Source organism: Paenibacillus sonchi, from assembly GCF_016772475.1.
Taxonomy (GTDB): domain Bacteria; phylum Bacillota; class Bacilli; order Paenibacillales; family Paenibacillaceae; genus Paenibacillus_AQ; species Paenibacillus_AQ sonchi.
Genome location: NZ_CP068595.1, coordinates 6959917 through 6980924, shown reverse-complemented (window position 1 = coordinate 6980924; position 21008 = coordinate 6959917). Strand labels below are relative to the sequence as shown.

Here is a 21008-nt window from a genome sequence, read left to right as displayed (position 1 = left end):
GGATAGAATATACATGATGGAGCATATGAAGGGTGCAATCTTTGATTTGGACGGTGTAATTGTAAACACGGCCAAATATCATTATCTGGCCTGGCGCTCGCTTGCCGCAGACCTCGGGTTCGAATTCACGGAGGCGCATAACGAAAGGCTGAAGGGGGTCAGCCGTATGAGATCACTTGATATTCTGCTGGAGATCGGCGGCCTGGAATTCGATGAAGCGGAGAAGGCGGCAATGGCCGAACGGAAGAATCGGCGATATGTAGACTATATCTCGCGCCTGGATGATTCGGAGCTGCTGCCGGGCGTCCGCGAATATCTCGGCAGGCTTAAGGAGCGGGGGATAGGCATTGCTCTGGGCTCTGCCAGCAAAAACGCCGTATTCATCCTGGATAAGCTGAAGATAACCGGGCTGTTCGATGCGGTTGTTGACGGCAACACCGTATCCCGCGCCAAACCGGACCCCGAGGTCTTTCAGACCGCCTGCCGCAGGCTTGGGCTGCAGCCTGCGGATTGTGTGGTTTTTGAGGATGCGGAAGCGGGGGTTGCCGCCGCCAGAGCGGCAGGGATGCGGGTGGTTGGCATCGGCAAGCGGGAAATGCTGGCGGAAGCCGATGTCGTCATAACCGGATTGCATGAATTGTAGGACCTTGGTAGACTTATTGCAGGGAAAGAAAGCGATTTCCTGTATGAAATAATTCTATCCAATGGAAGAAAGCTTGAGGGATGAACATGAAGACAATGTTGTTATGGCCGGAAGGGGCGCCTGGCGCACTGGGAACAAGCGATGAGGATTGCCCGGCGATTACGCCTTATCTGGTGGAAGGCGACAAGAACGCCGCTGTGCTTGTCTGTCCGGGCGGCGGGTATGGCATGCGTGCAGACCACGAAGGAGGACCGGTGGCTGAATGGCTGAATACACTGGGAATCTCGGCTTTTGTGCTGCGATACCGCGTAGCGCCTTATGGATACCCCCATGCGCTGCGGGATGCACAGCGTGCGCTCCGCACGATCCGTTACCGCGCTGAAGAGTATGGGGTAGATCCTGACAGACTGGGAATCCTGGGATTTTCGGCAGGCGGACATTTAGCTTCTGCTGCCGGCGTTCTGTTCGATGCGGGTGATGAAGAAGCTTCAGAACCTTTGGAACGGAAGTCCTGCCGTCCGGATTTGTTGATTCTATGTTATCCGGTAATATCCATGGCTGAAGGAGTGACCCATCAGGGCTCCAGGGAGAATCAGCTGGGGACCGACCCCGATCCGGAGCTGGTGAAACGTCTCAGCAGCGAGCTTCAGGTTACGGCAGCTACCCCGCCTGCCTTCCTGTGGCATACTTCGGATGACGGAGCGGTACCTGTGGAGAACAGCCTGCAATTTGCTGCTGCGTTAAGCCGTCACCGCATTCCGTTTGATCTTCACGTGTATGCTCATGGCCAGCATGGGCTTGGCCTGGCCGGCGGGGAGCCGCACACCCGGAGCTGGACTGAGGCCTGCGCGTCCTGGCTGGCGTTAAACGGCTATACGAAGTAGGTGAAAGTCTTTTCTAAAGAATATTCGAAACATCATCGTTCCTAGATGATCATGCAAGGGGACTGTCTAATGACAGTTCCTTTTTTTGAAATATAATTTATATGCTTTACGCTATAAATTATCCTTCTATTTCTCGCTGAAACGGCTACCGTCCTAATAAGGACGGCGTAGCCGTTTCCACTTGTTGCATAGGAAATTATACAGTGTAAAAAAATGTGGATATCTTGGAAGTCTCACAGGATATAAACGATGCAGAAGGATTGGGCTCCATCCGGGGACTGAAGCGGACAGAGGAGCACTAGCGTTGCATAAACACTGACATTAACCGCAATGACAATTGAATTTAGTGATTATTTTCACAATATATTCAGTCAAGAAGAAAATGAACGACCTTTCTTAAGCTTAGGTCATTGTCATCCATATTATTCCATAACACTCTTTATTTGTTGTTCTTGTTCTGCTCGATACCCGCTTTTTTCTGCTTCCGATCCACGATCCGTTTTTCGTTGACTGCTTTGGTGTAGGCTACTGGATGGTCGAGTGTCGGTGTTCTGCGCTTCGCCCCGGTCTTTCTTCGTCCTTTGGACGTTCGGGTCGGCCTTCGGTTGAGCTCCTGGATGAATTCTTCCCACGTGTGCTCTTTGGCCGCATGAATTCGCAATCGTTTGAGGACTTCCCATTCTGTTTTCTCCGGCGCTTGCGTGTAACGAATGTACAGTGTCAGCGCATGGGCAATCAGAGAGAGGTACAAATGATTTCAGATTCCCTGCGGCTGGGTACTTTGCAAGCGAACCAACCGCAGATGCTGCTTCAGCCACTTAAAAAAGAGTTCGATCAGCCACCGGTGCTTGTATATCTCTGCGATATCTTCGGCGGAGGCCTCCCATTGCGTGGTCACAATTCGGTACAATCGTCCCTTTTCATCCGTAAATTCGACGAGACGAACGCGTTGCTCCATCGCCGTATATCCGCTCCCCATTTGGACGGTGGCGTCCCGCAGGATGCGGCTTCCTTCCGGAACGGGGTGCTCGTGGAGCACATTGGCTTGATGGTGGTCGGCGATGCGCATCACAAAATTCAGCCCACCTTCAATCCAGCGGTCCATCCGCTCGTAGCATACGTACCCGCGATCCAGGACATAGGTGACCTCTTCCTCGTGCAGCAACAGATCCGATCCTTCGTAGTCACTCACATTCCCCGTGGAAGGCACCATGTGCTGAACGAAGGTATGTTCCGGGGAAGTCACCGCGTACGAGACATGAATTTTAACGCCGCAGCGGTCCCGCGTCACCCGGGCCCAGTCAGACAAAAAGGCAGGAAGTTTCAAGCAACTGGCATCCACAAGAAGTAACCGCCCGACTCGCTGAAGCAGCCCGCTCGAGGCAGGACGGGACAGGTTTTTGATAAGATGGGTTAGGGCATAAAACAGATGTTCCAGCAAGGCCGTAGGCAACTGATTCATCCGCCGGCTGACCTGTGAAGCACTAATGCTTGGAAGCCCTAGGAGTTCCTGCAGATCAGGGGAAGCGTCGAGCTGCCACGCATACTCGCGGTAGGATTCCCAGCGCAAAAGATGAGCGGTTACCGAAAGCTGCAATAGTGCGAGGGTACGCAGCTTTTTTACCCCATAGTCCAAAGGGACGCAAGTGGGGGACAAGGTAGGCAATAAAGAAAGGCATTGACGAATGACGGTCATTTTAGGTATGTTATCCATGGTGAGTCTCCTTTTGTAAAGTTGGGGTTGGATAACGACCTACATCTTTACAATAGGGGATTTTTCAGTTTATGCCCATGAAAATAAAATAAAATTTCACAAATATAGTTAATTTATCTAAATCAAATGTTGTGGGAGCTTTTATGCAACGCTAGTGACAGAGGAGCCCTTATTTTGCCAAAAATCTTACTTTTTCAGCAGTTACGAACTCAGGAGCCGTTATATCGTTCGATGGAGCCTGGAATAAAGGGGAGAGGGACAAATAAGGGCATCTCTGTCCGTTAACCTGCTGAATAGCCGAATCTTCTATCAATAACGGCTTTCCTGTCCGTAACGGCTGCGGATCGATCGCGAAGGAATAGGGCGATCCGTCTTTACCGGCTTCGCAGGTGTTAGTTGGAAAAAGGGAACTTATTTTTCCGAAAATTAAGAAATCCTGAAATTTAAGTGGAAAAAGTAAACTTAATTGGGGTACATCTCTTGTCCAATGGCGAAATGGGCTGAATTAGTGTCCCTTTTTCCACTTCATCTGCCCGAGGATAGGGTACTCCGGCAAATTAGGTAACCTTTTTCCACTTAAAGAGTTGCCGTAGGATTCACGGGGAATCGTTCTCGAGGTAAACGCTAGAACAAAGACGGCTGCGCTGTCCTGTGGAGGACGGCACAGCCGTTTTTGTTCTCAGTCGAATTTAATAGTTTTTTCTAAGTAGCGCCTGTTGAAGAAGTAGCTGAGCAATGCTATATAAACTAAACTCGAGATTTTTCGATTTTGGGATTGGCCGTGACTCCAGAGAATGTTTGGACTTCCGGCCGCTGTTGTCTGCAGATTTCTTGATTGCAAACCGCTGTTCGCGGTGGAAATCCGCAGACAAAGGCGGACGCTACCGCTCCTACAGTTCCAAACTTCTCCTCCACCACTTTTCCCCTTTTTCTTAATTTTTCAAGTTCAATCTAAATAGTTGGAAAAAGGAAACTTATTTCATCCCAAAATTAACAATTATGATGTTTAAGTGGAAAAAGGAACTTAATTTGGCTCTACTCCCTCATAAGTAGCAAAATGAGCTGAATTAGTTACCCTTTTTCCACTTCGCCAGCGGTGAATAGGGGCTTCGAGCAAATTAGTGACTCCCCTTTGCCTCTTCAATCCGCTGCTAACTGAAAAAATACATATAACTGAACATCATTTCCATTGAAATAAACCTATGTAAGCGCTTATCTGTTTGCTATATTATTAAAACTGGAGGTGTATCCAGATGTTGTCTGGTTTTATCAAGCCCATCGTCAGGCTGAACGTCAAGCAGCAGCTGATTCTGCTGTTTCTGATAATGATCTCGCCCATACTGATCCTGAACAGCTATGGCAACTACAAAGCGGAGGAAATTTTGAAGCGCCATGTCACCAATGCCTATGTGGAGCTGAACAAGCAGAACTTTGCGATTATCAATCGAGACATTGATACAGTGAACAAGATTACCACCACCGTGATTCAGAATCCGATTCTGCAGCAGCTGCATGTCAGCGGCGGCGAGCCTGTGATGGAGCGGGTGGAACGCTATGAAACCATTGAAAAACTGCTGGGCAGCTACTCGCAGGGCGCCGGACGGGGCGACGGGATTTATTACTCGCTGTACGTGTACGACCCCGACAATTATTATTTTTTTGCTCCCAATTTTCCTCAGGTGAAGAAGGCGGGCGTGTATTTTTTCTCCACAGGTGAGAAGCCCTACTGGTTTGACCAGGTCGTGCAGCAGAAAGGCAGAGGGTATTTAATGTTCGCAGAGAAGCTTAGCCCGCAGGCCGAGAATCTCAAGACACTGACTTACGTCCGGGCGGTCAACAGCATTTACAGGGGGGCAGGAACCATCGGCGTGCTGGTGGTCACCAAGATGGAGTCCAAAATCGGCGAATCGCTGAAATCCATTTCCCTGCCGGAAGGCGAAATCTATTTGACCGATATGAACAACCGGGTACTGGCTTCGACCACCAATGCGACTGGAGAGGTTATTGGCCTGCCGGAGGGGGCTGAGGCCGGTGATCCCGAAGGAACCGAGGACATTATCACGGATGACTTCATCTATGTGGTGAACAACAACCATGCCTTTGCCCAGAAGCTGGTCTACAAGGTCCCGGTCAAAGCGCTGCTCCAGCAGCAGAAGGAAATGAAGCGGGTGATTCAATACATAACGGTTGCTTACGCGCTCTTCGGGCTGATCATCATTACTTATTTCTGGCGTTCGCTCATGACTCCACTGCAGAAGCTGGCTTTTTTTGTGCGCAAATACGAGCCGGGCAACCGTGTTCCCGAGACCCCGCAGAGAGGGACCAATGATGAAGTCAGTGTACTGATCGCTTCTACTTACGATATGGCCCGCAGGCTGAATAGTCTTATCATGTATAAATACCAGATGGAGCTGAAGCAGAAGGAATCCCAACTGCAGCTGCTTTATCAGCAGATCAATCCGCATCTGCTCTATAACACTCTGGAGAGCATTTATTGGAAAAGCTCGCTGGAAGGCAATATCGAATCCGCGGAAATGATCAAGGAACTATCGAAGCTGATGAAGATCAGCTTAAGCCGGGGCCGGGAGCTGATTACGCTGGAGGAGGAGCTGGAGCATGCCAGTGCCTATATCAAGCTGCAGCAGCACCGGTATGACTATGTATTCACGGTCATCTGGAACATCGCCCCGGAGACCAAAACGAATCTCATTCCCAAGATCACCCTCCAGCCCCTGATCGAAAATGCCATCATCCATGGTGTCAAAAATATGGCTGAAGACGGGGAAATCCTCATCACTTCAGTTCTTCAGGAGGACACAATTCTGATTACCATAGCGGATAACGGCTACAAGCCGGTGGATTACAGGGCCATTGAGCAGATCTTAAATGATGAGAGCCCGAGTCCGGCCGGCGGCTACGGCATCCGCAATATCAATCAGCGGGTCCACTTGCATTTTGGCTCCCGATATGGAATCAGCTACGCTCCCCGCCAGGGTGGAGGGACAGTCGTCACGGTTAAACTTCCCAAGTCGGAGAATCAACAATAGAAAGGTGGCCTCTTAGATGTTTAATGTACTGGTTGTAGACGATGAGCCGCTGATTTGTAAGGGACTGGGCAGCCTGCTGGCTTCCTCGGGACTGGAGATTGGCCATATTTATACCGCAAACAGCGGCTTTGAAGCCTTGGATTGTATCCGCATGGAGGAGGTTGATCTGCTGGTGACGGATATCCAGATGGGGGCCATGAGCGGCATTGAGCTGATGCAGCACGCCAAGCTGGCCAAACCGTGGGTGCAGACCATTGTCATCTCCGCCCACGAGACGTTCCAATATGCCCAGATGGCCGTCCGGCTGGGGGCGAAGGATTATCTGATCAAGCCGCTGAACAGCGAGCATTTTCTCGATTCGGTACGGAATGTGCTGCTCAAAATGGACAAACCCTCCCCGGAGCTGGAGACCTTCATGGCAGGGATTGGCGAGAGCTTCCGCCTGGAGGAGCCGCTGCCCGAATACAGCTGGCTGCTGAACGCGCTCATTGAAGAGCCTGACTCTGTGCTGGGCGATGAGCAGAAGCTGCGGAAGCTGGATGAGCTGAAGCTGCAGGGGCCTTTTTTCTCCGTAATCAAGATCAAACTGCCGCTGCCGGAAGAAGACGGGGAGAAAAAATACACCTCCCGCGGCCGGGAGCTGCTGCGTTATGCCGCGCTTAACATTGCCAAAGAGCTGCTGGACCAGGAGTGGAGCACGGTGGCTTTTTATTCTCCGGAGGAGGAGATCACCGTTGTGATCCAATGGGATGAGAAGACCTATGAGGAATCGGCGGGGGGCCAGATCAACCGGCTGGATGTGCTGGGCCGCAGTCTGCATTTAAATATCCATAAGTATCTGCATCTGAATGCCGTAATTGGCATCAGCCAGATCCTCAAGGGCCTGTCCTTCATGGATGTGCTGAACCGGCAGGCCTCGAAGGCCATTCAGTGGAACAAGGAGCATTCCGATTACTATGTGTTCTACTACGGTGATTTCAACTGGAGCAGCTATGCCGCCGATCCTTCGGCCGAGGAGCTGCATACGCACAGCAACCTGATTGTGCAGAAGGCTAAAGAGTATATCGACGAGAACTATGCCCAGAAGGGCTTGACGATCCATGAGGTGGCCAAAAAAAATCACGTCAGCCCCAACTACCTGAGCTATCTGTTCAAAAAAAACACAGGCCACAACCTGTGGGAATATGTCATCAAGCTGCGAATGGAGGATAGCCGCGAGATGCTTCTGCATACCGACCTGCGCCGTTACGAGATTGCGGAGAGGGTGGGCTATGAGTCCCCGGAGCATTTCAGCAAGATTTTCAAAAAATATTACGGCATCAGCCCCAGCGAACTGAAGAAGTAAGAACGCTTACGATTGCGGTAGATATAGACATGTTCAGGCTTCAGCTCCTTTTCTACAATTAATGCAGGCAGCGCTTGGTGCAAGTGCTGAAAGACAAAAGGAATGAGGGAGCCAGATGAACCAAACCGCTTCAATCCACGAGACGATGCCGGCGAAGCTTGAGCGCAAACCGCACAAACAGAACCGCTGGAAAAAAAACTTTTGGGGATATATGTTTCTCGTACCCGCCATTATTATTTTTGTATTGTTTATGTGGGTTCCAATTTTTAAAGGGTTTATGTACAGCTTCTATACCGTGGACTTTGTAAAGGGCAATACCTTTGCCGGCCTCGATAATTATGCCAGAGCGCTTACGGACCCGGATGTATGGATTGCTGTCAAAAATACCCTGTACTACATGGTGCTCTGCCTGGTGATCGGCTTTTGGGTGCCGATTGCCTTTGCCATCGCCATTTCCGAGCTGCGGAAATTCGGCGGCTTTGTCCGTGTGGCGGCTTATCTGCCGTTTGTACTGCCGGCTGTCGTACTGTATGGCCTGTGGAGATGGCTGTACGATCCGGTCGGACCCATCAATGCGCTGCTCGGGACAATGGGAGCGGATCAAATCCCTTTTCTTACGGACAGCAGGTGGTCGATGATCTCGCTTGTTTTTATGGAAACCTGGCAGCAGTTCGGCTCGGGGATGCTCATTTATCTGGCAGCTGTGCTCAGTATTCCCCGCGATTGGTACGAAGCCGCTGAAATTGACGGTGCCGGGGTGTGGGCCCGTATCCGCCATATCACACTGCCCTCTTTGCGCAATCTGATTGTCCTGATGCTGATTCTGCAGATTATTGCCACCTCCCAGGGTTACCAGTCACAGCTTGCTTTGCTGGATGGAGGCCCGAACAATACCACGCTGACCTACGCGCTGCTGATTGTGAAATATGCGTTTACCCGGCTGGATTATGGAACGGCGACGGCGCTTGGCATGCTGATGTTCATTGTTCTCGGCGGTTTGGGCATTGTGCAGTTCAAGCTGAACAAGGAGGACAACTAGCATGAAGAGTGCAGACAGAGGCATTCTCTCCGAACATGATCTGAAAAAAACAAGCAACAAAATCGTCTACGGGATTATGGTGTTCTTCATCCTGGTCATGGTCTTTACCATGCTCTATCCGATCCTGATGACGATGTTCAACGGTCTTAAATCCAACACGGAGGTCAATTCCTTTCCGCCGCATTTTTTTCCGCAGGAGTGGCATTTCGGCAATTTGAAGGATGCGCTGAACTATATCGATCTGCTGGTGTTCCTCAGGAACACACTCTATATTTTCGTGGGGAATATGGTTGTGACTCTTATTGTACTTGGCCTTGCTTCCTTCAGCATTTCCCGGATGAACGTGCCTTACCGCAAGGTGTTTTATTTTTTCTTCCTGATGACTTTGTTTATCCCGGCGACCAGCTATATGATTCCGAACTTCGTCAATCTGAAGGAGCTTGGACTGCTGAACCAGTATGCGGCATTCTGGCTGCCGGCGGGAGCGAATACGTTTTACTTCCTGCTTCTGAAGAACTTTTTTGACGGAATCCATCCGGAGATTTTTGAAGCCGCGCGGATTGACGGGGCCTCGGAGCCGCGCAGCTTTTTTTCGATAGCTGTGCCGCTGTCCATTCCCATTTTTGCCACACTGGCGATCTTTATTTTCTCAACCGCCTGGAATGACTGGTTCTGGCCGTCCCTTGTCATGCACAGTGAGGATAAATACACTCTCGCCACAGCGATCTATAAATATGTAATCGCCGTTAAGGCGCTCAACACCAATATCAAATTTGCCATTCTCTTTCTGGTTTCTCTGCCGCCGATTCTGGTGTTCCTGCTGTTCCAGAAATTTATTATGCGCGGTGTGGCTTTGTCGGCAGTGAAGGGGTAGTGAGGGGGTGTGCGTTTGAACCGCAGATCGTAAACCTGCACATGAAAGGAATATAAATGCACCTCGTGCGGACACGGGTTCTCTCTTAAGATAAATCTGTAAGCTAACTATGAATGGAAAAGGGGAGTTTCAATGCGTAAATTTTCCAGCGTTCTAGCCTGTCTCCTGGTGACAGGATCGTTGTTATCCGCGTGCAGCGGCAACAATAACAACAATAGCGCCAAGGGAACAGAGGGGGAGAAGCATCACCGGCCGCCACGGACAAAGCTGCAGACAACAGTGCAGCCACCAATGCGCCGGCAGATGATATCAAAGACCGCAAGGTCACCATTAAGATCCATTATCCTACACCGGACCTGACGGAAGTGCGGGCGCAGGAAGATGATAAGATCAAGCGTTTCCAGGAGGAATACCCGAATGTAGAGATCGTCAAAGATGACTGGCAGTACAACGTTAGTGAAATCGGTGTGAAAATGGCTGCCAATGAAGCCCCGACCTTCTTCAATACGTACGCCACGGAAGCAAAATTCCTCGTCGAAAAGGGCTGGGTGGCGGACATCACCGATCTGTGGAACAAATATGAGTACAAGGACCAGATCAATCCCGTCCTGCAAAACCAGTTCATCATTGACGGCAAGGTATATGGCATCACCCAAAAAGGCTATGTCACCACAACGATGCTTAACAAAAAAATGCTGGATGACAAAGGTGTAGCTGTTCCGCCCATGGACTGGACCTGGGAGGATATGCTGAACACCGCCAAAGGAGCGGCCGACGCCAAAAAAGGCATCTCCGGTATCGCTCCGATGGGCAAAGGCAATGAAGCGGGCTGGAACTGGACCAACTTCCTGTTCGAAGCCGGCGGGGAGATCCAGAAGGTTGACGGCAGCAAAGTGGTAGCAACCTTTAACTCCGAGGCGGGTGTGAAGGCGCTGGATTTCTATAAGAAGCTGAGATGGGAAGCCAATGCCATTCCTCAGGACTGGGCACTGGGCTGGGGCGACGCTGTAGGCGCATTCCAGCAAGGACGCACAGCGATGGTCATGGCCGGTTCCGACGGTGTGATTGAGCAAGCCCTGAACCAGGGCGGCTTGAAACCGGAGGATGTGCTCACTTATCCAATGCCTGCTGCGGAAAAGGGCGGCAAGCACACGGGCGTACTCGGCGGCGACTATCTGGTCATCAACCCGAACGCCACCCCGGACGAGCAGGAGATGGCTTTCCGCTATGTCACTTTTGATTACTTCTCCGACAAAGGCCTGGAAGCACTGGATGCGATTCTGCAGCAGCGCAAAGCGGACGGCAAATACTTCATCCCGCCGCTTCTGGACTACTATGCCGCCGATTCTGATTTTGGCAAGAAAACCAAAGCTATCTATGACAAGTACGATATTGTCTATCAATACAACCCGGATATTATGGCGCTGCTGGATGGCAAGCCGGAGGCGCAATACAATACACAGGATTACTATGCAACGATGTCCAATGTGATTCAGGAGCTTTTCTCCAAAAAAGGTACGGACTCCAAAGCCCAGCTTGACGCCGCAGCCAAAACCGTACAGGAAAAGTTTTTTGATACGATTAAGGTTGAGTAGTGCGTAGAAAGAGTAGTCCGTGAAGACAACCAAATAGTTGAGAAGAAGGCCGGGAAAATTTCCGGTCTTTTTCCATTTTAGACAGGGATTCGGGAACATCGCAGTGGGCGTGTGTCCAAAAACGAAAAAGCTATTTGAGGTGGGAATATGTCAAGTGAAAAAATTCACGTTCGCAAAAAAGACAAAAAGAACGGAGAAAACATACATAAAATGGAACATAATCCTGATTAAGAGCGAATGAAAGCGCTTTGAAAACAAATCAAAAAAAACTTTATACTTTGTGAAAGATTTCACTATACAACCCTGATGCGATGTGATAAGATGAATGTGTAGAGAAAAACAACCTAAAAATTGACAGGAGGACGAGGGAGATGGCAGTTAAGAACGAAGTCGCCGCCCAAGTGAAACAAACCACTGCTGAAGAGTATATTCAGACTTTGGTGGATAAAGCAAAGAAAGCTCAAGAAGCTTACATGCAGCTGGATCAAGAGCAGGTTAACACAATCGTTCATGCAATGGCTCTGGCAGGACTCGACAAGCACATGTACCTGGCAAAGCTCGCCGTAGAAGAAACAGGCCGCGGCGTTTATGAAGACAAAATCACGAAGAACATCTTCGCAACAGAATATATCTGGCACGGCATTAAGTATGACAAGACAGTAGGCGTAGTAGAAGACAATCAATATGACAGTTTCCAAAAAATTGCCGAACCGGTCGGAATCGTTATGGGTATCACACCGGTAACAAATCCAACATCCACCACGATGTTTAAGGCACTGATCGCCGCTAAGACACGTAATCCTATTATATTCGGGTTCCATCCATCCGCGCAAGAGTGTAGTGCCGCAGCAGCCAAAATTCTCCATGACGCAGCCGTAAAAGCCGGCGCTCCTGAGAACTGCATCCAGTGGATCGAGCTGCCTACGATGGACAAAACAAACGCACTTATGAACAATCCGGACGTTGCGCTGATCCTGGCAACAGGCGGTTCGGCAATGGTTAAGGCAGCTTACAGCTGCGGCAAACCGGCTCTTGGCGTAGGCCCTGGTAACGTGCCTGCCTTCATTGAGAAGAGCGCCGATATCGATCAGGCCGTAACGGACATCATCCTTTCCAAAACATTCGACAATGGTATGATCTGCGCTTCCGAGCAGGCAGTTATCATTGAAGAAGCGATCTTCGATCAAGTGAAGAAGAAAATGATCGCCAACGGCTGCTACTTTGTAAATAAAGAAGAAGCTGCCAAGCTGACAAGCGGCGCAATGAACGTGGAAAAATGCGCTGTAAACCCTGCAATCGTAGGTCAATCTGCAGTGAAAATCGCTGAAATGTGCGGAATTCAGGTTCCTGCCGGCACTAAGATCCTGGTAGCAGAGCTTGAAGGCGTAGGCACCAAATATCCGCTGTCCGCTGAGAAATTGAGCCCGGTTCTGGCTTGCTACAAGGTTAAAAATGCTGACCAGGGTATCGAACGCGCGGCACAGGTTGTTGAATTTGGCGGTATGGGCCACAGCTCGGCCATCCACTCCCATAACGAAGAAGTGATCATGAAGTTCTCGAACCGTCTGCAGACCGGACGTATTCTCGTCAACTCGCCTTCCACACATGGCGCAATCGGCGATATCTACAATACGAATATCCCTTCACTGACTCTGGGCTGCGGATCTTACGGCCGCAACTCTGTATCGCAGAACGTAACTGCCGTCAATCTGATCAACGTGAAAAGGGTGAACCGTCGTACCGTGAATATGCAATGGTTTAAAGTACCTGACAAGATTTACTTCGAAAAAGGTGCCACTCAGTACCTGGCCAAAATGCCTGATATCACACGCGTAGCTATTATCACTGACCCAATGATGGTTAAACTGGGTTATGTAGAAAGAGTTGAGCACTACCTGCGGCAACGCCAGACTCCAGTAGCGATCGAAGTGTTCTCGGAAGTTGAACCGGACCCGTCGACCACAACTGTAGAAAAAGGTACAGCTATGATGAACAGATTCCAGCCGGACTGCATCATCGCACTCGGCGGCGGTTCCCCAATGGATGCTGCCAAAGGCATGTGGCTGTTCTACGAACATCCGGACGCTGACTTTAACGGTCTGAAACAGAAGTTCATGGATATCCGCAAACGTGTATACAAATTCCCTAAGCTTGGAAACAAAGCGAAATTCGTAGCAATTCCAACTACTTCGGGTACAGGTTCTGAAGTAACATCTTTCGCGGTTATTACTGACAAAACTACTGCCAACAATACGAAATACCCATTGGCTGACTACGAGCTGACTCCAGACGTAGCGATCATCGATCCTGAGTTTGTATACAGCCTGCCAAAAACAGCTGTTGCCGATACAGGTATGGACGTTCTGACACATGCCATCGAAGCTTACGTTTCGGTTATGGCAAGCGACTATACGGATGGTCTGGCTATCAAAGCTATCCAACTGGTATTCCAATATCTTGAAAAATCGGCACTGCAAGGCGACAAGCTTGCCCGCGAAAAAATGCACAACGCATCTACGCTGGCTGGTATGGCTTTTGCCAACGCATTCCTGGGCATCAACCACAGCTTGGCGCACAAATGGGGCGGACAGTACCACACTGCCCATGGCCGCACAAATGCCATTCTGATGCCGCATGTCATCCGCTACAACGCTAAGAAACCTACGAAGTTCGCTTCGTTCCCTGAAATATTCACACTTTGTAGCTGACGAACGTTATGCCGAAATCGCCCGCATTCTGGGATTGCCAGCCCGCACCACTGAAGAAGGCGTAACAAGCCTGATCAACGCTATCCGCGACATGAACAAAAAACTCGGCATCGAAGAGTCGTTCCAGGCACTTGGTTTCGATCCTAAGGATTTCGAATCCCGTGTAGATTATCTGGCTGACCGTGCATTTGAAGACCAATGTACAACTGCCAACCCTAAACTCCCGCTGGTTTCCGAACTTGCTGATGTATACCGCAATGCTTTCTACGGCAGATTCGACAACTAATTAACGGTTGTATGGCAAAAAATAAGGTTAAAGGTTAATATGGGACTGGATGGAAGTGACAAATATCACCGAAATAGTGATATTTGTCACAGTCCTTTTTCAGAAAATAAACTAAAATGTTTATATAAACAACGGTCCCGGATATGAAGATATAATTGTGAATTTTATAACAATATGATCTTTTATGGGATCACGAGACACGGGATTAACCTTCAAGCCCGCGATCTCTACAAATATAATAAATATAAATGGAGGGATTTAGCATGTCGGTGATTGAAAAAGATGTACAAGAAGTTAAGGCTGGATGGCGCGGTTTTGTAAAAGGAAAATGGTCCAGAAAAGTAAATGTGAATGATTTTATCGAAAAGAACATCAAACCTTATCTTGGCAAGGAAGACTTCCTTGCAGGCCCTACTAACAACACTACTGAACTTTGGAAGATTATTTCCGAAATGACCAAGCAGGAAATTGCTAATGGCGGTGTACTGGATGTGGATGTTAACACAGTATCCACGATCGTATCCCACCAACCTGGCTACATTGACAAAGACAAGGAACAAATTGTCGGCGTTCAGACTGATGCGCCTTTCAAACGTTCCATTCAACCGTTTGGCGGAATCAAGATGATGATCGATGCCACCAAAGCTTATGGCTTCGAACTTCCGCAAGGCATTGTTGACATGTTCACGAACATCCGCAAAACGCATAACCAAGGCGTATTTGATGCATATACTTCTGAAATGAGAGCTGTTCGTAAAGCCGGTATCATCACAGGTCTTCCGGATGCTTATGGCCGCGGCCGTATCATCGGTGACTACCGTCGCGTAGCTCTTTACGGCGTTGACTTCCTGATCAAAGAAAAGAAACAAGATCTTGCGAATCTTGAAGTGGATTCCATGACCGATAGCGTTATCCGTCTTCGTGAAGAACTTTCCGAACAGATTCGTGCACTCGGCGAACTGAAACAAATGGCTCAAATGCATGGAATGGATATCTCCAAGCCTGCTAACAACGCCAAAGAAGCTTTCCAGTGGGTATACTTCGGTTACCTCGCAGCTATTAAGGAACAGAACGGTGCGGCAATGTCCCTTGGACGTGTATCCTCTTTCCTTGATATCTATGTAGAACGTGACCTTGCAGAAGGCACTTTGACTGAAGAACAAGCACAAGAACTGGCTGACCACTTCATCATGAAACTGCGTATTGTGAAGTTCCTGCGTACTCCTGACTATAACGAATTGTTCAGTGGAGACCCTACATGGGTTACTGAATCCATCGGCGGTATGTCTGTAGACGGAACAACACGCGTTACCAAGAACAGCTTCCGCTTCCTTCACACCCTGTACAATCTGGGACCAGCTCCAGAGCCAAACCTGACTGTACTGTGGTCGGAAAAATTGCCTGAAGGCTTCAAAAAATACTGTGCTAAGGTTTCCATCGAAACCAGCTCAATTCAATATGAAAATGACGATTTGATGCGTCCGATCTACGGTGACGACTATGGTATTGCATGCTGCGTATCCGCAATGCGTATCGGTAAACAAATGCAATTCTTCGGAGCACGCGCCAACCTGGCCAAAGCTCTGCTGTATGCAATCAACGGCGGTGTGGATGAAAAATCCGGCGTGCAGGTAGGTCCTGAGTATCCGGCCATCACTTCCGAATATCTCGACTACGATGAAGTAATGAAACGCTTCAAACCAATGATGGAGTGGCTGGCTAAGACTTACATGAACACGCTGAATGTTATCCACTACATGCACGATAAATATTCTTACGAACGTATCGAAATGGCTCTGCATGACCGCGATATTCTGCGGACTATGGCTTGCGGTATTGCTGGTCTGTCTGTGGCAGCTGACTCTCTGAGCGCCATCAAACACGCTAAGGTAAAAGTAATCCGCAACGAACAAGGCATCGCGGTAGACTTCGAAACTGAAGGCGAATTCCCTTGCTATGGTAACAATGACGATGCCGTCGACAGCATTGCAGTAGAACTGGTTGAATCGTTCATGACGATGATCCGCAAGCACCACGCTTACCGTGATGCGCTGCCGACTCAATCGATCCTGACCATTACTTCCAACGTAGTATATGGTAAGAAAACTGGTACTACTCCTGATGGACGTAAAAAAGGCGAACCATTCGCTCCAGGTGCGAACCCAATGCACGGACGCGATAAGAAAGGCGCTTTGGCTTCCCTGAGCTCCGTTGCCAAACTGCCGTACGAAGATAGCTTGGATGGTATCTCCAACACCTTCTCCATCGTGCCAAAAGCTCTGGGTAAAGAAGAAGAAGGACGTAAATCCAACCTGGTATCGATGCTTGACGGATACTTTGCAAGCAAAGGTCACCACCTGAATGTTAACGTATTTGCCCGCGAACAATTGCTGGATGCTATGGAACACCCAGAGAACTATCCACAATTGACCATCCGCGTTTCCGGTTATGCTGTTAACTTCATCAAGCTGACTCGTGAACAACAAATGGATGTTATCAACCGTACATTCCACGGTGCAATGTAATACACAAGCGGTAGCTTGGGTTCTAGGTATACAGTGAAATAGCTGCAAGGTGATACCGCCCTTGAGTCAAGGGCGGTAATATCTTGTTTAAAATTGATTAAAATTTTAAGTTTCCGAAAGGATGACCTCATATGGCTAACGGACATATACATTCCTTAGAAACCTTTGGAACCGTTGACGGACCAGGTATTCGTTTTGTTTTGTTCATGCAGGGCTGTCTCTTGAAATGCCAATACTGCCATAATCCTGATACCTGGGGTTTGAATGAAGGCAGAGAAATGAGTATTGAAGATGTCCTTGCTGAAATTGAGCCTTATCTGAATTATTACCGTTCGTCCGGTGGCGGTCTGACGGTTTCAGGCGGTGAACCAACCCTGCAGGCGCATTTTGTAAAACAGCTGTTTACCGAAGTGAAGAAACGCTGGAACCTGCATACTACACTCGACACCAATGGTTATAATGAAGGCGACAAAATCAATGATCTGCTTGAACTGACAGATCTGGTGCTGCTTGATCTGAAGCACATTGATGATGAAGCGCATATCAAGCTTACCGGTAAATCCAATGAGCGTACGCTGAAGCTGGCCCGGTGGCTGTCTGATCATAACCGCAAGATGTGGATTCGCCATGTATATGTGCCCGGCATTCATAACCGTGAAGAGGACCTGCTGAACCTGGGACGCTTCATTGGCACACTGAACGGCGTGGAAAAGTTCGAAATCCTTCCTTATCATCAAATGGGTATCTATAAATGGGAAGTGCTCGGAAGACCTTATGAGCTTGAAGGTGTCCCTTCCCCAACCGAAGAAGAAGTGCAGCGCGCCTACCGGCTGATTGAAGAAGGCCGCAAGCAAACTGCATTGGTCTAAGCTGCTTGCCTTATCCAAGCCGTTCCAATAGTGAAACAACTGTTGGGACGGTTTTTTGCAGTAATAAGGAGTTAGGTTATATGACATAGGGAGATAGACAATCAATATGGTGCCGCTTACATTAGAGGTTTTTATCCCTGCTGTGGATGAATCTTAACCTTACGGTAACAAACCTTGTTTTCTATAATAAGAGATGTAAGGGAAATCAACATATAGGGAGGGTCACCCCAATGAAGAAAAGTGTAACATTGCTCTTGTCCCTGCTGTTCGTAAGCTCTGCAGTATTGGCTGGCTGCGGCGGCAGCAATTCCAAAGACAATAACGGTGAGGCAGCCGCAACGAAGGGGGCTAACGCCGGGAATGCTACGAATGCGCCTGCTACGGAAGAACCGGCCAGCAGCGAGCCTTTTGAAATGACCATTCGTCATACGCAGGTGGGGGCCGACAAACAGAAGCGGCTCGCGATCCTGGAGGATGTTGTAGGGAAAGTGCAGGCCGAAGTCCCTGGACTCACTTTTAAGCTGGACGGTGTGGACTCGGATGTCAACCGTAAGGAGAAGCTGCGCGGTGAAATGGCGGCCGGCAACCCTCCGGAGATTTTTGACCTCTTCGGCAGCCCCGACTCCAAAATATACGCCAAGGAAGGCAAATTGCTTGATCTGACACCGATTCTGGAAGAGCTGGGCATCAAAGACAAGTTCTCCAATCTTGATCCGTTTACGTACGAAGGTAAGATCTACGGACTGCCGATCGGCGGCTCCGGTGAAGGTTTCTTCTATAATAAAGAATACTACACCAGCAAAGGCTGGAAGGCGCCTACAACCTTTGCGGAATTGGAACAGCAGCTTGCAGATATCAAAGCTGACGGCAAAGTGCCGCTGGCCGGAGCCTCCAAAGCAGGCTGGGTGCCTTTGATGCTGGCTAACCATCTCTGGTCGCGTTATGCCGGGCCGGATGTGACGGCAAAATTCGCCACCGGAGAAGCCAAATGGAGTGATCCGAATGTGGTGAAAGGTTTTGCCAAGTATAAGGAATGGGAAGACAAAGGCTACTTCAAAAAAGGCGAGCTTGGCTTCGAATATGCTGAGTACACTACCCAGTTCACCAGCGGCGAAGCGATTCTAATGTATGACGGCACCTGGAAGTCCTCCGTATTCAAGGCAGGCCAATCCGGCGAAGGCCTGATCGGCAAGGTTGGCTTCTTCAATATCCCGCCAGTGGACGGAGGGGTTGGCGATCAGACAGCCTTGATGCGCGACGTGAACAATGGATATGGCTTCTCGGCTTCTGCAGGTGAGGATGAACGCCAGCTTGCGGCAGTGAAGTCTTTCATTAAGAATATGTACAATGAGGAAATGCAGATTCGCGGATTGGTTGAAGATGGCGTGCTGCCTGCCATGAAGATTGATCAGGCTGTACTGAATAAAAATATTACCGACGATTTGATGAGTGAAATTGTGGCTGTGCTGAACAACTCCGAATCTTCATTCCCGGCCTTCGACTCGCTGGTACAGGCGGATGTGACTACTGAAATCAGCAATATTCAGATTCAAAAGCTGATCGGCGGACAGACGACCCCTGAAAAAATGGGCGAGGCTCTGCAAAAAGTCCAAGAAGAAGCCAACGCGGCAGTGGAATAAGGAACGGTACACGGAATGTACCCTGGTGCTTGCTCCAGGGTACATTTTTATCAGATCTAACCAGCACCCTGATTCTCAAGCAATCGGAGGAAAGACATGAACAAATCACTCAGAAATCCACTGGTGTTCACTTTGTTTATATTGCCTGCATTACTCCTGTTTTTGATATTTTTTATTTATCCGATTTTCAGCTCGCTTTACTACAGCCTGACCAGTTGGAACGGTGTATCAGATACCGTTAAATTTACAGGGCTGAGCAACTTTGAAAAAGCCTTTGGCGATGACCGTTTCTGGGTTTCGGTCAAGAATAACGGCTGGTTTATTTTATTCTCTGTATTCATTCAGGTTCCCCTGATTGTGTTGTTCTCGCTGCTGATTGCGAATGTCAAAAAGCTGAAGGGACTCTATAAAACAGCAGTGTTCATGCCTTCCATTATGTCTACAGCGGTTATTGGCATTCTGTGGGGATTCATCTATGAGCCCAATATCGGATTATTCAATAAAGTGCTGGGGATCGTGGGAATCGAACCGGTATATTGGCTGTCGGATGAAAGGTTCGCTATGCTGTCCATTCTGATCACCAATGCCTGGCAGTGGACCGGATTCTATATTGTAATGGTGCTGGCAGCGATTCTGTCCATCCCCGGAGAATTGGATGAGGCTGCAGCCATTGACGGCGCTTCGCGCTTCCAGCGGGCTACACGCATCACTTTGCCGCTCATCGTGCCGATCATTTCCGTTGTGATTATGCTGTCCATCGCCGGTGCCATGAAGGCTGCGGATATCGTGATTGTTATGACGAAGGGCGGACCGGCAGGCTCAACTGAGGTAATGGCCACCTATATGATTAAATACGCAATTACCAACTTCAAATACGGATACGGGAACGCCATAGCCGTTCTGATCTTTATATTCACGCTTGTGGTCACGGTGCTGTACCAGCTGCTGTTCGCCCGGCGTAATGAAAGGATTGAATACTAATGGTGCGCTCATTGAAAAAAGGCATTCCTCATGCCGCATTGCTGGGTTATCTCGTAGTTGTGCTGTTTCCGTTCCTGTTTGTCTTATTCTCTTCCGTTAAGAAGGACAATAATGCGATAGCGCTGAACCCGTTTGGCATCCCGAAGGAATTTGTGTTTAACAATTATGTTGAAGCCTGGGTAAATGCCAAGATCAGCACGTACTTTTTTAACAGCTTATACATTTCGATATTATCTTCGGTGGTATCCATTCTGCTGGCTTCGATGTTCGCCTTTGCAGTTACGCGGATGCGTCAGGGCAAGTGGAATAAAATTCTTTTCTCGCTGGTTCTGATAGGAATGCTGATCCCAAACAATGCGTTGATGCTTCCGATTTATACGATTGTGCGCAAGCTGCATATCCTGAATACGCACTGGGCGCTGATCATCCCTTATATTGCCAATGCCATTCCGTTTACGATTATTATTTTGGCGGCGTTTATGCGTTCTTTGCCCAGTGAAATTGAGGAAGCGGCGGTTGTGGATGGCTTGAAGGCACCGGGTATCTTTGCTAGAATTATTGTACCTTTGACGGTTCCCGCCATGGTTACAGTATTCATTGTTAATTTCCTGGGAAATTGGAATGAGTTTTTGCTGGCCAATTATTTTCTTTCGAATGACGAGCTGCGCACGCTCCCGGTGGGAATGGTCCAATTCCGTGATCAGTATCAGATGAACTACGCGCAGATGTCCGCAGGCATTGTCTACAGTGTGCTTCCGGTCGTGATTATTTACGCCATTTTGCAGGAGAAGATTATTGAAGGGGTTACAGCGGGCAGCGTAAAAGGATAATCCTATTCACAGTCAGGGGCATTAGCCG

The 21008-nt window shown here is 49.0% G+C and carries 14 protein-coding genes and 1 pseudogene; 13 read left to right on the top strand and 2 right to left on the bottom strand.

Annotation, left to right across the window (positions count from 1 at the left end; genetic code table 11):
* Positions 1–16 precede the first annotated feature (16 nt).
* Both pgmB and JI735_RS31420 read left to right on the top strand, forming a co-directional pair.
* The gene (gene pgmB, locus JI735_RS31425; RefSeq protein ID WP_411830143.1) at positions 17–643 is read left to right on the top strand and encodes a beta-phosphoglucomutase; all 627 of its coding nucleotides are present in this window, start codon (positions 17–19) and stop codon (positions 641–643) included.
* Positions 644–729: 86 nt separating this feature from the next.
* Entirely contained in the window at positions 730–1527 is a 798-nt protein-coding gene (locus JI735_RS31420; RefSeq protein WP_202676780.1) for an alpha/beta hydrolase, read from the top strand.
* A gap of 439 nt (positions 1528–1966) precedes the next feature.
* Here JI735_RS31420 and JI735_RS31415 read toward each other — a convergent pair whose 3' ends face one another.
* Complete coding sequence (locus tag JI735_RS31415; RefSeq protein ID WP_202676641.1) at positions 1967–2278, bottom strand: hypothetical protein; 312 nt, start codon at positions 2276–2278, stop codon at positions 1967–1969.
* A 6-nt stretch (positions 2279–2284) separates the two neighbouring features.
* Complete coding sequence (locus tag JI735_RS31410; protein WP_039832733.1) at positions 2285–3241, bottom strand: IS4 family transposase; 957 nt, start codon at positions 3239–3241, stop codon at positions 2285–2287.
* Between the two features lie 1253 nt (positions 3242–4494).
* Here JI735_RS31410 and JI735_RS31405 point away from each other — a divergent pair.
* The 11 genes and pseudogenes from JI735_RS31405 (at position 4495) to JI735_RS31355 (ending at position 20980) form a co-directional block, all read left to right on the top strand.
* A complete protein-coding gene (locus JI735_RS31405; RefSeq protein ID WP_202676778.1) occupies positions 4495–6288 on the top strand; it encodes a cache domain-containing sensor histidine kinase in 1794 nt (597 codons plus the stop codon).
* Between the two features lie 16 nt (positions 6289–6304).
* Positions 6305–7633: a response regulator gene (locus JI735_RS31400; RefSeq protein ID WP_039838562.1), complete on the top strand. Its 1329-nt coding sequence runs from the start codon at positions 6305–6307 to the stop codon at positions 7631–7633.
* Between the two features lie 145 nt (positions 7634–7778).
* Positions 7779–8672, top strand: coding sequence for a carbohydrate ABC transporter permease (locus tag JI735_RS31395; protein WP_233184077.1), 894 nt, complete (start codon positions 7779–7781; stop codon positions 8670–8672).
* Between the two features lies 1 nt (position 8673).
* Positions 8674–9546 (top strand): carbohydrate ABC transporter permease, encoded by an 873-nt coding sequence (locus tag JI735_RS31390; RefSeq protein ID WP_039838561.1) that lies wholly within the window; start codon positions 8674–8676, stop codon positions 9544–9546.
* 365 nt (positions 9547–9911) lie between these two features.
* Positions 9912–11141 carry an ABC transporter substrate-binding protein gene (locus JI735_RS31385; RefSeq protein ID WP_233476136.1) on the top strand — a complete coding sequence of 410 codons (1230 nt, stop codon included), beginning with the start codon at positions 9912–9914 and terminating at the stop codon, positions 11139–11141.
* A 371-nt stretch (positions 11142–11512) separates the two neighbouring features.
* A pseudogene (gene adhE, locus JI735_RS31380) lies at positions 11513–14135 on the top strand (bifunctional acetaldehyde-CoA/alcohol dehydrogenase).
* A gap of 263 nt (positions 14136–14398) precedes the next feature.
* A complete protein-coding gene (gene pflB, locus JI735_RS31375; RefSeq protein ID WP_039838559.1) occupies positions 14399–16660 on the top strand; it encodes a formate C-acetyltransferase in 2262 nt (753 codons plus the stop codon).
* Positions 16661–16791: 131 nt separating this feature from the next.
* Entirely contained in the window at positions 16792–17529 is a 738-nt protein-coding gene (pflA, locus tag JI735_RS31370) for a pyruvate formate-lyase-activating protein (protein WP_039838558.1), read from the top strand.
* 230 nt (positions 17530–17759) lie between these two features.
* Positions 17760–19169, top strand: a complete 1410-nt coding sequence (locus tag JI735_RS31365; protein WP_039838557.1) for an extracellular solute-binding protein — start codon at positions 17760–17762, stop codon at positions 19167–19169.
* A gap of 96 nt (positions 19170–19265) precedes the next feature.
* Positions 19266–20150, top strand: a complete 885-nt coding sequence (locus tag JI735_RS31360; RefSeq protein WP_020429174.1) for a carbohydrate ABC transporter permease — start codon at positions 19266–19268, stop codon at positions 20148–20150.
* The gene (locus JI735_RS31355) at positions 20150–20980 is read left to right on the top strand and encodes a carbohydrate ABC transporter permease (protein ID WP_020429175.1); all 831 of its coding nucleotides are present in this window, start codon (positions 20150–20152) and stop codon (positions 20978–20980) included. Before JI735_RS31360 ends, JI735_RS31355 begins: the two co-directional genes overlap by 1 nt.
* The last annotated feature ends 28 nt before the right edge of the window (positions 20981–21008 follow it).